8 protein-coding genes are annotated in these 12,837 nt (G+C 45.2%); 3 read left to right on the plus strand and 5 right to left on the minus strand.

Annotation, left to right across the window (positions count from 1 at the left end; all coding sequences use genetic code 11):
* Positions 1 to 38: 38 nt before the first annotated feature.
* The 5 genes from leuD to JN178_RS04350 all read right to left on the minus strand — a co-directional run bounded on the left by leuD (position 39) and on the right by JN178_RS04350 (position 5,837).
* The gene (gene leuD, locus JN178_RS04330) at positions 39 to 644 is read right to left on the minus strand and encodes a 3-isopropylmalate dehydratase small subunit (RefSeq protein WP_202264018.1); all 606 of its coding nucleotides are present in this window, start codon (positions 642 to 644) and stop codon (positions 39 to 41) included.
* Positions 645 to 647: 3 nt separating this feature from the next.
* Positions 648 to 2,048 (minus strand): 3-isopropylmalate dehydratase large subunit, encoded by a 1,401-nt coding sequence (gene leuC, locus JN178_RS04335; RefSeq protein WP_202264019.1) that lies wholly within the window; start codon positions 2,046 to 2,048, stop codon positions 648 to 650.
* An 8-nt stretch (positions 2,049 to 2,056) separates the two neighbouring features.
* Complete coding sequence (gene leuB, locus JN178_RS04340) at positions 2,057 to 3,154, minus strand: 3-isopropylmalate dehydrogenase (RefSeq protein WP_202264020.1); 1,098 nt, start codon at positions 3,152 to 3,154, stop codon at positions 2,057 to 2,059.
* Positions 3,155 to 4,714, minus strand: coding sequence for a 2-isopropylmalate synthase (leuA, locus tag JN178_RS04345; protein WP_202264021.1), 1,560 nt, complete (start codon positions 4,712 to 4,714; stop codon positions 3,155 to 3,157).
* A 433-nt stretch (positions 4,715 to 5,147) separates the two neighbouring features.
* On the minus strand, positions 5,148 to 5,837 hold the full coding sequence (locus JN178_RS04350; RefSeq protein WP_202264022.1) for a hypothetical protein: 690 nt from the start codon (positions 5,835 to 5,837) through the stop codon (positions 5,148 to 5,150).
* 456 nt (positions 5,838 to 6,293) lie between these two features.
* On the opposite strand from JN178_RS04350, the gene JN178_RS04355 reads away from it, so the two are divergent.
* The 3 genes from JN178_RS04355 (at position 6,294) to JN178_RS04365 (ending at position 12,835) form a co-directional block, all read left to right on the plus strand.
* A complete protein-coding gene (locus JN178_RS04355; protein ID WP_202264023.1) occupies positions 6,294 to 9,251 on the plus strand; it encodes a TonB-dependent receptor in 2,958 nt (985 codons plus the stop codon).
* A gap of 396 nt (positions 9,252 to 9,647) precedes the next feature.
* Positions 9,648 to 10,526: an NAD(P)-dependent oxidoreductase gene (locus JN178_RS04360; RefSeq protein WP_202264024.1), complete on the plus strand. Its 879-nt coding sequence runs from the start codon at positions 9,648 to 9,650 to the stop codon at positions 10,524 to 10,526.
* A 50-nt stretch (positions 10,527 to 10,576) separates the two neighbouring features.
* Positions 10,577 to 12,835: a polysaccharide lyase 6 family protein gene (locus JN178_RS04365; protein WP_202264025.1), complete on the plus strand. Its 2,259-nt coding sequence runs from the start codon at positions 10,577 to 10,579 to the stop codon at positions 12,833 to 12,835.
* Positions 12,836 to 12,837: the final 2 nt, after the last annotated feature.

Below are 12,837 nucleotides of genomic sequence, written 5' to 3' on the forward strand. Positions count from 1 at the left end.
GTAAGGCTAAAACGATAACAACTGCCCGCTATCGCAAATTACAGCCATGCAGGCTGCTTCCTCTCAAAGGCTTCAATAGTGCTCGTAAGCTCTAACGTTTGACCGATAGCATCTAAACCCTTAATAAGATTATTTTTGTGGTGCTCGGCAATATCGAAGCTGAAACTTGTATCGTTGAAGTTCACCGATTGCGCTGGGAGATCAACCGTAATCTTAGTTGCTGGATCTGCCTTCACTACAGCAAATAAAGCGTCCATTTGCTCGCTTGATAGTGCCACTGGCACTAGCTGATTATTGATGCAGTTACCGTAAAAAATATCGGCAAAGCTGGTGGCAATTACCGTTTTAAAACCAAAATCGGCCAGCGCCCATGGTGCGTGTTCACGGCTTGAACCACAGCCAAAGTTTTCGCGAGCTAGCAATATGCTTGCGCCTGTGTGCTCAGGCTTGTTAAGCGCAAACGCTGGGTTTGGCTCTTTTTCTTCTAGATCCAAATAGCGCCAGTCGTGAAACAAATGCTTGCCGTAGCCAGCACGCGTTACGCCGGTTAGAAACTGTTTTGGAATAATTTGGTCGGTATCGACATTCGCCTGATCAAGCGGCGCAGCAATGCCCGTATGTTGTGTAAAACCTTGTTCAGACATAAATTACTCCTGATAATCTCTAACGTCAGCAAAGCGACCGGTAATCGCCGCAGCCGCTGCCATTGCAGGGCTTACTAAGTGAGTGCGTGCACCGCGGCCCTGTCGGCCTTCAAAGTTACGGTTACTGGTAGAAGCACATCTATCGCCTGCTACTAATTTGTCATCATTCATACCAAGGCACATAGAACAGCCCGGCAAACGCCATTCAAAACCCGCATCGATAAAAATTTTATCTAAGCCTTCGGCCTCTGCTTGCCGCTTAACGTTACCCGACCCTGGAACCACGATGGCAGTTACTGAATCGGCTACTTTGCCGCGCTTGGCAATTTGCGCGGCGGCGCGCATATCTTCAATACGTCCGTTGGTACACGAGCCGATAAATACGTGGTTAACAGCAACGTCGGCAAGTTTTTCGCCTGGTTTCAAACCCATGTATTCAAGCGCTTTTACTGCACTTTCTTTTTCAATCGGGTCGTTGAAATCTTCTGGCGCTGGAACGGGAGTATTCACGCCAATAACCTGACCCGGGTTGGTACCCCACGTAACCTGAGGCGCGATATCAGCCGCTTCAAGCTCAACGACAGTGTCAAAGGTAGCGCCTTCTTCGGTGTAAAGGGTTTTCCAGTAAGCGACTGCGTCTTCCCAGTCTTGGCCTTTAGGTGCGTATTCACGCCCCTCAAGATAAGCAAAGGTTTTTTCATCTGGTGCAACAAGTCCGGCCTTAGCACCCGCTTCGATGCTCATATTACATACGGTCATGCGCTCTTCCATGCTTAAACCGCGAATGGCTTCACCCGCATATTCAATGACATGGCCGGTAGCGCCGGCGTGGCCAATTTTACCAATAATGGCAAGAATGATGTCTTTTGCGGTTATACCCACTGGAAGCTTTCCATTTACGTTGATTAGCATGCTTTTCGCGCGGCTTTGCTTCAACGTTTGTGTAGCCAGTACGTGCTCTACCTGAGAAGTACCAATACCAAAAGCCAGTGCCCCAAATGCACCATGAGTTGCAGTGTGGGAGTCACCACACACTACGGTCATACCTGGCTGAATTAATCCTAATTCCGGGCCCATGACGTGCACAATACCTTGCTTTTGGTGACCTACTGGAAATAGCTGTATACCGTGTTCTTCACAGTTTTTTGCCAAGGTTTGTAGCTGAAGCGCATTTGCTGGACCACAGGCATCAATTGCCAGTGAACGGGTTGAAATACTGTGATCCATGGTGCCAACCGTGCGATCAGGGCGTCGTACTTTACGGCCTTTTTCATTAAGGCCAGCGAATGCCTGAGGTGACGTCACTTCGTGAATTAGGTGGCGGTCGATATAAATTAAGCTGTCTTCACCAATTTGGTCGATAATGTGGGCTTGCCACACTTTGTCATATAAGGTCTTGGCCATGAGGGGGGTTACTCCTGCGCCATTAATTGTTTAACGATTTCATCGCCTACTTGAGACGTGCTTGCTGCTTGGCTGCGTTTGTCAGAAGGGAGTAACTCGCCCGTAAGTACACCTGCTTCTAATGTTGCTACTACGGCTTTTTCAATAGCGTCTGCTGCATCACCTAAATTCATGCTAAAACGCAGCATCATGGCGGCTGATAGAATTTGTGCAATAGGGTTTGCAATACCTTGGCCAGCAATATCAGGCGCTGAACCGCCTGCTGGCTCGTAAAGACCAAAGCCATCTTCGTTCATACTTGCCGATGGTAACAAGCCCATAGAGCCTGTCATCATGGCGCATTCATCAGAAACGATATCGCCAAAAAGATTTGAACATAGCATGACATCGAACTGTGCCGGGTTTTTCATTATTTGCATGGTGGCGTTATCGATATAGATGTGGTCAAGCTCAACATCCGGGTAGTCTTTTGCTACTTCCTCGGCAATTTCACGCCATAAACGACTGGTTACCAACACATTGGCCTTGTCTACGGAAGTAACTTTACCACGACGTTTTTGCGCCGCTTCAAAGGCTGCAATGGCTATTCGGCGAATTTCACGTTTGCTATAGCGCATAGTGTCATACGCAAACTCTTCTTCGCCTTCACCTTCACGGCCTTTTGGCTGACCAAAATAAATGCCGCTTGTTAATTCGCGCACTACCAAAACGTCTACGCCAGATTTGGCAATGTCTTCTCGAAGCGGAGACAAGCTTTCAAGGCCCGGATAAATGCGCGCTGGGCGTAAGTTACTGAATAAGTCAAAATGGCTGCGAAGGGTAAGCAGCGCGGCGCGTTCTGGGCGTTGTTCAAGCGGTAGCGTGTCCCACTTAGGGCCGCCAATACTGCCAAATAAAATGGCATCTGCTTGCTCGCAACCTAACAGCGTTTTTGAGGGCAAAGCTTCGCCTTCAGTATCAATGGCGTAGCCACCTACCGGGTATGCAGTGCGGTTTAGGGTGACGTTAAACTTCTTTTCAACAGCATCTAAAACCTTGTTGGCTTCCTGCATAACTTCTGGGCCGATACCGTCTCCGGCTAATACGGCAATTGAATACTGGCTCATTTAAACTCCTGCAACGCGTTCTTGTTGGTTTTTCTGCTGATCGATTTTGTCAGCTAAATAAGTGTTGTTTAGTACAAATATCAGTGCTTTTACACCGGCCTCTACGATGTCTGTGGCAAGACCAATGCCGTGAAAACGGCGACCTTTGTAGGTGGCTATCACGCTCACTTGTGCCAAGGCGTCGGCCCCTTCACCTTTTGAATCTAATTTGAAGTCGACAACTTCTAAATCTTCGTGACCTAGTATAGACATAATGGCTTTATAAGCGGCGTCTACCGGACCGTTACCAATACTGGATTGGGTGATCTCTTCAGTGCCTACTTTCATTTTTACAGTAGCGCTTGGGATAATTTCACGCCCTGAATTCGCTTGAAGATAAAGCAGCTGGAAGTGCGCTTGATCGTGCTTTTGTTTGTCAAAGAACAACAAGGCTTCAAGGTCGTAGTCGTACACTTGGCCTTTCTTATCCGCTAACTTTAAGAAGGCGTCATAGACTGCTTCTAAGTCGTAATCTTCAGTCTTATAACCTAGCTCGGTTAAGCGATGTTTGATCACATGACGACCCGAGCGAGAGGTAAGATTAAGGTTGTTCTTATTTATACCTACACTTTCTGGGGTCATAATTTCATAAGTATTTTGCGCTTTTAAGACACCGTCTTGATGAATGCCCGATGAGTGACTAAATGCATTTGCCCCCACAATGGCTTTGTTGGCTTGAACCGGCATATTACAAAGCTGGCTGACCAACTTCGATGTACGTGAAATCTCAGTAGAGTTAATATTGGTGTCAAAACCTAGCATGTTCTTACGGGTTTGTAAGATCATGGCTATTTCTTCAAGTGATGCATTACCGGCACGTTCGCCGATACCGTTGATTGTACACTCGACCTGCCTTGCACCTTGTTCTACCGCAGCCAATGAGTTTGCTACCGCTAACCCCAAATCGTTATGGCAATGTACAGAGATGGTTGCTTTGTCTATGTTAGGGACGCGATTAAATAATTGCTGGATAATGCCGCCAAACTCAGTTGGTGTGGTGTAACCTACGGTATCTGGAATGTTGACGGTTGTCGCACCAGCGTCAATAGCGGCTTCAACCATACGGCATAAGTAGTCTATGTGGGTACGGCCAGCGTCTTCGCACGAAAACTCTACGTCATCGGTGTATTGTCTGGCGTGTTTTACTGCCTTTACCGCCATCTCTACAATTTCGTCCTGAGATTTTCGAAGTTTGGCGCCTACGTGAATTTCAGACGTCGCAATAAAAGTGTGAATTCGGAACTGTTCTGCAACACTCAATGCTTGTCCACATGCGTCGATATCACCTGGCAAGGCACGAGATAGCCCGCAAACAATGGAGTTTTTAACCTCCTTTGCAATCATTTGTACGGAACGGAAGTCTCCCGGAGAAGATACGGGAAAGCCTGCCTCAATGATATCAACACCTAAGCGTTCGAGCGCCAGTGCAATCTGTAACTTCTCTTTGGCACTTAGGCTGGCAGGCAGCGCCTGCTCGCCGTCTCGCAATGTGGTATCAAAGATCTTCACTTGATTTGTCATGACACTCTCTCAGTTGAATAGTTAAAAAAAAACCCGTGCTTGGCACGGGTTTCTGTATGTTTAATCGCTGGTCGCAATCTACCCGTGCAGTCTGGCTGCCATAAGGAGTAGAGATAGAAGAATGAAACGAGTACGCATGTGCTGTTGTTTCTTTGCTGACCAAGTTGATAGCGACAATGTAACCATGTGAGCGCAACAGGTCAACCATTGATTTCTATAATGACTATATTTTTTGTCTATAAATCGTTTTTTGTTCTAAATTAGGATCTCTGTCCTAATGCTGGTTGGTCTTACCTTTTGGGGCTCATTAAATTCACCTAAAAATGACATTGTAACGACTTGTAAAACCTGCTGGTAGGATATTTATACTAAAGGGGTGTTATTCTACTGTGGTGGCTCGGTGGTTTTTTATTTAATAATTGTGGGTTGTTATTCATTTTTGTTTGGAGGATTTGTAGTCTTTCCAATTGATTTGAGTAGACAACCGCATTTCTCTAATTGATAGCGCTCGTGGGAACGTCCGGTTTTTATGTGTCCAACAATGTCCACAACTTGCACTGACCATTATGGCTTTGCTGGGTTTAAGCAGGTGGCGTTGAAATGGTTTGTCATCTCCAGCTTCAATAAACTTACCCGCTTTGGTAAACCAACCGTATTTGTTCAGGTGCAACCGCTGTGTTTCCTCGTCGATAATATCAATAGAGTCTAACTCTATGGTAAAGCCCTCTATGGAACTTATCAGCACAGGTACCACAAGACCGTAATCAGCGTGTCTTTCGTACCACTGCGCACATTTTTCATTATCGTGTTTAACGCCAGGGCAAGTAGACGCTTGCTTAGCAAACCAACTTCCGTTGTGCGTATCAATATCTAGTGGAGAAAGATTGCCCGAGTTTTGAACGGCAACCATATAACGTGCAACGCTGCGAACATGATGCGGCAATCCACCCATTCGACGCTTTAAGAGAGAAGCATTGCCGAGTGTGCTTACCGACAGTGCTATCAACTCTCGCTCGTATAGGGCTGTGCAAATCTCAGCAAATTGTGGATGGCTCCCACCCAATTCGCCTGACTCAGCAAAGAACCCCGATTGACTACTGAATGTATTACCTTGTGACTTCATGTTTACAGAATGAACTCCTTGCCTATTTAATAAACGTACCAAGAAATCTGACGCACTGCTATATGCAACACGTGTTTGAGCCTCTCTTGGACCAGTCTTTAACAATTCAATAATAAATTTCGAACCGCACACTTATACTTTTGTATTACCAATTGTGGTTTTGGTAACCTTTTTCTCTCAACTGGCTGCTTTTCTCTTTAATTTAATAAGTTTCTGATTATTATTAAAATAATTGCAGCTTGATTTGCTTTATTTGTTTTTGGTAAGTCCAATTTTGAAAGATTTTGTTTGTATTTTGTCTAATTTCTGTTGACCAATATTTTCTGATGGGTTAGTTTTGTTGCGCTCTTGTTAAAAATCTGTAAGACAGGTTGGAGGGTGTTGGGTTGAAAATTTTATTTAAATGGCTAGAGATAGACGCGTTGTTTGTCTCACTATCCATCGAAGGAAACACTCATGGGACACAAATTATCTAAGATCTCCTTGGCAATACTCTCAGCCTCCGCGTTGAGTTTGCCGCACATTACACTGGCTCAAGAAGCACAAGATAGTGCTGAAAAAGACGTTGAAGTAATAGAGGTTTCTGGTATCAGAGCTTCTCTAGCCAGCGCCCTCAATGAAAAGCGATATCAAAACAACCTTGTCGAAGTAATAGAAGCTGAAGACATTGGTAAGTTGCCTGACCAAAACTTAGCTGAAGTGCTCGAAAACATAACCGGTATTCAAATTACTCGTGAGGCGGGTGTTGGTACAGGCGTACAAATACGTGGTACTGATGCAAACCGTACAGAAATTAACGGTGTGTCGACAGTAGGCTCGGGTGCAGGGCGAAGCGGTATCGACTTTGAGGATGTATCTGCTTCTATCATAGCCGGGCTTGAAGTGACCAAGTCACCTGATGCGAAAACCATTGAAGGCTCAGTCGGCGGTACTATCAATTTAAAAACAATACGTCCCTTGCAGCTTAATGAGCAACTCGCGGCCATCCGTGTTCAGGGCGAAAATAGTAGCCTCACTACAGACAGTAATTTTCAGCCACGATTTTCCGGTACCTTTGGCGATAATTGGGATACTGACCATGGTAAATTCGGTATCGTCATTAGCGGTAGTTATGCAGAGCAAGACGTAACGGCATTTCGACCACGTGCAGACCGTGACAATTTAGTGGCAACGGACAGTGGTTTTGCCAGTGCACAAGCGTTCGACTTCTTACCAATACAGTTCTTTGTGCAAGACTATGACAACTTTGAATATGAAACCAAAAACTTGGTGGGCACAATTGAGTGGGCGCCAAACGACAACACGCGGTTCTTTTTTGATGCGGTAATTAACGACCAAGAGCGTTTACAGGAAAGCTCGCGAGTACAAGCATCAGGCGTTAGTGCGTTAAACGATATCTCTGTGCCCGACGAATTCGAAACGATCAATTTTGGCTCACTAGGTGGTACGGACTTAGGTTCAATTCAAGCGGCACTGCGAGGGGTTATCCCTGTAAATCTAGAGAACGATGATGATGATCCGAACCTACGTTTCTCTAGTGATACAAATTCACGCGTTACCGATAGCAAAATTTTTAGGCTTGGCGGTGAATGGCAAGGTGAAAAGTGGAAGGTGTTCGCTGAAGTTGCTTCTTCATCTTCAGATACGACTACACCTAGCTTTAATACCACGCTTAACTTCATTAACCCTAACGCGCCTTTAGACGGCGGCGGTGCCAATGATAACAGTGTGCCTTTTGCCTATGACTTAACTGGCGGTGCTTTGACATTTGGTATTGCAGAGGGGGCTGAGTACGCGCCGACATCAGCACAACTGCTCGACCCAAACAACGTAGTATTGCGAGATGTAAACATTGGTCGCGATACTACAGAAAATTTCGAAGATGCACTGCGCGCTGACTTTACTTATTTTGTCGACACCATGATCACCTCGGTCGATTTTGGCTATCGCTACAATAAATCAGGCAGCAAACGTGAAGATATCGGTACAAGCGTTGGGCTTCGTACCATGGACGATAGTCCGCGAGGCAGCCTATTCTCAGATCTACTCGTTGCAGGACCAGATAACTTCAATGATGCAGATGGCCGAGCCCTTTACGTAAAAGATTTCTTGCTAATTAATCCCGAACTCGTTGCTTCAGATCCTGAAGGCGTGCTGGCAACACTACAACAAGCTATGGAAGCGCATGGCTCAAGTCGAAGTCTTAGCGCACCTACAGCAAGCTCTTCAGGCTTTTTTGATATAGAAGAAGAAACCCACGCGCTCTATGCTCAAGCTAACTTTGAGTATGAGATGTTCCGCGGAAACTTCGGTGTACGTTATCTGCAGACCGATGTTACTTCGGTGGGTAACTCAATTACTGTTGACGACGAAGGCAATGAGTTGGTCTCGCGTGTTACCAACACAGGTGACTACGACTTTTTCTTACCACGCGTTAACATCGTTGCCGATGTTACAGACGATGTAGTCGTACGTTTTGGTGCAGGTAAAGATATACGTCGCCCTAACTTTAACGACCTATCGACATCAGTGACGTTCAGCACAAGCCCAAATCCTAATGTGGCAATCGGTAACCCGGGCTTAACGCCTGAAGAAGTAGTGTCTTATGACTTGTCAGCAGAATGGTATTTTGCAGAAGCCAGTGTGGTTAGTGTGGGTATTTTCCACAAAACCCGTAAAGACCTGTTTGTAGATCAAATAGTCAGTCCATTTGAAGACCCAACTACAGGATACAGAGACCTTACTGACCCATGTGAAGGTGGCGGTATCTTCAACCCCATTGCAGATATCAACGTCTTTGGCCCTGACCTTGGTACAGGCGTATGCGTAGGTACAGAAACCAAGATAAATGATACCGGCGAAACAACCCAAAAAGGTATCGAATTTGCGGTGCAATACGATTTGTCCGGCTTTGAAAGTGAACTTGGCTGGGCATCAGGGTTCGGTGTGTTGGCCAACTATACCATTCAAGAGTTTTCTGGTGGTGAAGCTGAAAATAGTGCTACCAGCAGAGCCGCTAACGTATTTGCAGCGACAACTGGTGTAGATGATATTGAAGTTTCGGCGGTACAGGGGCTATTGAACCTTTCTGAAAATGCTTACAACTTTACGCTTTATTACGAGAAATACGGGCTATCTGCGCGTATGCGTTACACCTGGCGCGAAGCTTATCGTACTGATGACTTTGGTAGCACATCAAGCTTTCCATGGGGCTTCCCAGCAGTTCAAGCCGACAGAGGCCAGTTAAACGCCAGCGTGACATACGATGTAAATGAACAACTCAATATCGGTTTGGAAGCCGTCAATATTACTGAATCAGAAGTTGAGCAGTATTGTGTTAACGAAGGCGCGCTTCTGTGCTTCCAAGGCTTGACCGACCGAAGAATCACCCTCGGGGCTAATTATCGTTTCTAACGCAGTGAAGTCGATGCGATGCCAAGTTAGTTAAGTTGTGGTGTCGCATCTTAAAGATTTAGTTTTTTTTGGTTTTACCAATTTTGTGCGTGTTTAGGGAAGTGCTGTTGGTATTGAAGTTCACTTCTCTGATTATTTTTCGTGGTGTGTAAGAGCGTTTGGGTGCTTTTGTAAATAGTTTTAGAGCACCTTTTATATCTGGTTTTAGATTTATTGGTATTACAGGTTTGTTCTTGTTTTATTAATTGGTTTACAAATTGGTAAGTTAAGGGTAAGGTTGAAGCATGCTTAAATTGGCACAACAAAAACGAATGCCACAACAAAGCGCCATTTAATATTTTTTGGTTCGAGTAACCAACTCGAACATGTAACGAATATCGTCATTAGGAGACTCTCATGTCAAAACCTACGATTGGTTTTATCGGTTTAGGCCTTATGGGCGGCAATATGGTGGAAAACCTTCAAAACAAAGGTTATCCCGTTACTGTCATGGATCTGAATCAGGCGGCAGTGCAAAAGTGTGTTGAGCGCGGTGCCAAAACTGCCCAAACCGGAAAAGCACTGGCCGAGGCATCTGACATTGTTATGTTATGTCTGACTACCTCAGACATTGTCGAAAAGGTTATCTACGCTGAAGGCGGCGTGTTGGAAGGTTTGAAAGCAGGAGCTGTACTTATTGATTTCGGTACATCTATCCCTGCTTCTACACGAAAAATTGGCGCAGATCTGGCCGCAAAGGGCGTAGGCATGATTGACGCACCACTGGGAAGAACGCCAGCTCACGCCAAAGACGGTTTACTCAATATTATGGCGTCTGGCGATATCGACACATTCAACAAAGTGAAAAGTGTTTTAGAGGATCAAGGCGAGAATGTATTTCATTTGGGGGCGCTGGGCGCGGGTCACACCACTAAGTTGATTAACAACTTTATGGGGATGACAACGGTTTGTGCCATGTCACAAGCATTCGCCGTAGCTGAAAAAGCGGGTGTGGATAAGCAGCAGCTTTTTGACATTATGTCTACAGGGCCTTCTAGCTCGCCATTTATGCAGTTCTGTAAAAACTATGCCGTCGACAATGTAAGCGATTTGGGCTTTTCCATTGCAAACGCAAACAAAGACTTAGGCTACTTTTTAAAAATGGTCGAAGACCTTGGAACCGTATCAAAAATTGCAGAAGGGTCATCTGCTAACTTAAACGCGGCTGTAGAAGCTGGGTTAAGTCAGGGCAATGTGCCGGAGATTTTTGAATACTTCAAAACATTAAGCAAGTAACGCTAATTACGTCGTCGTGGTTACACAGAAGTAGAAGGTAAGAGTCGTTTATGCAAACACGTTTATTTGAGTGGTTGGCCATTGTTGTCCTTATGAGTGCATTGTCGTCTAACATAAACGCAAAGCAGTACATCGTAGGGTCACCTGATGAATACAACGCAATTGCATCTTCGCTTAAAGCGGGCGACAAGGTCATTCTGCAAGATGGTATCTATCACGACTTCGAGTTGTTACTAGAAGGCGAGGGGGATGAGAACAATCCTATCTCGCTTTCTGCCCAAACCAAGGGCAAAGTCATCTTATCGGGCCGGTCTAACCTTCGGTTAGCAGGCCAGTACTTAGAAGTATCCGGCCTGGTATTTACCGATGGATACACACCAAGTAGCGCGGTTATCGCATTTAGAAAAGATGCGAATACCCCTGCGTATCATTCGCGAGTAAGTGAAGTAGTCATTGATGAATACAGCAACCCTGATAGGCAGGAGTCAGACTATTGGGTTGCGCTTTATGGCAAGCACAACCGATTTGATCACAACCATCTTTCAGGAAAGCGAAACAAAGGCGTAACGGTAGCGGTTAGATTGAACGGCGAAGAGCATCAGGAAAACCACCACAGTATCGACCACAACTATTTTGGTTATCGCCCGGTTTTTGGATCAAACGGCGGCGAGACCTTGAGAATTGGTACTAGTCACTATTCACTTAGCAATTCATATACTCAAGTCATCAACAATATCTTTGAGCAAACAAACGGTGAAGTCGAAATTATCTCGGTAAAGTCCGGCGAAAACGTGCTTAAAGGCAATGTGTTTTTATCGGCGAGAGGTACGCTAACCCTACGACATGGAAACAATAATCGCGTTGAGAATAACGTGTTTTTGGGAAATGGCGTAGATCATACTGGTGGCATTCGCGTCATCAATGAAGGCCAGATAATAGTAAATAATTATTTGGAAGGACTCACAGGCTATCGTTTTGGTAGCGGCTTTACAGTAATGAACGGGGTACCCAACTCCCCGATAAATCGCTATCACCAGGTTAAAAAGGCGCAAATAAATAACAATACATTTATCAATGTTTCGCACATCCAGCTAGGCGCGGGAAGTGACAGTGAACGCAGCGCGGTACCGGTGGACTCCGTTTTTAAGAACAACCTTGTTTACAACGAATCCTCCATGCAGCCCTTCACGCTATTCGACGATGTTGGCGGTATCGCGTTTTCTAACAACGTGAGCAATAGCCCCGTGTTATCCGAACTTAAAAAAGGCTTTACAGAAACATCAGTAACACTTGTAAAAAATCACAATGGGTTAGCTGTTTCAAATATCGAAGGGGTTGGCGTGACTCCTGATATGCATGTTGTTAAAAAGAGCGACGTGGGCGTTAGCTGGTACCCAAAAACAGTGCCTGAAGTGGTGTTTGATGCAGGGGAAACGATAAATGTACAACCCAATGCACGTGCGCTGATGAAGGCAATTGACAGTGCAAATAATGGTGATGTGTTGGTACTAGCGCCGGGAGCCATTGTATTGCCTAGTGTACTCATCATAGACAAAACGCTGACGATAAAATCACAAAAAGCCTTTGCAACTACACTGTCATTTGAACGTTCTGCATTATTTGAAATACACGACAAAGGCAACTTGAAATTAGAAGGCCTTGTACTTTCAGGGGCAAATAGCCCAGACGCATTTGGTAATAGCGTGGTAAGAACCAAAAAATGGGGCATGCTGCACAATTACGTTCTGCATGTCGAAAACTGCAATATTGAGCGTCTCGATATCAATCATTCTTTCAATTTCTTTAGCTCTGGCAAAGGAGCGTTTGCAGACAACATATCGCTTGTTAACAGCCGCTTTTCTGATGTGACAGGCCATATTTTTAGCCTTGATAAAGAGTCCGAAGACTACGGAATATACAACGCTGAATACGTGCACATAGTTAACAATCGTTTTGAAAATGTCAGAGGCAGCGTGGTGAATCTTTATCGCGGCGGAACAGACGAAAGTACCTTTGGCCCCCATTTTGATATGCAAGGCAATGTGCTCAAGAATGTTGGGGGAGGTAAGCGAAACAAGAAGGGCGCGAGTGTTTATCTGCACGGTGTTCAAGTTACCGACATCAAAGAAAATGAGTTTATTGATGCTTCTTCTATCGTCATCGAACATACCGTGGGCGAACCCATTACTAAAGTAGTTACTAATACGTTTTCAAATACACCCATGCCGAAAATTGAAGAGCAGTTTACGCGTGGCCCGCATACCGCTTTGTTAGAAAACAATGTTTCCACGAAAGCGAACAAAGAGTAAAT

This window comes from Alteromonas sp. KC3, from assembly GCF_016756315.1.
Taxonomy (GTDB): Bacteria; Pseudomonadota; Gammaproteobacteria; order Enterobacterales; family Alteromonadaceae; genus Alteromonas.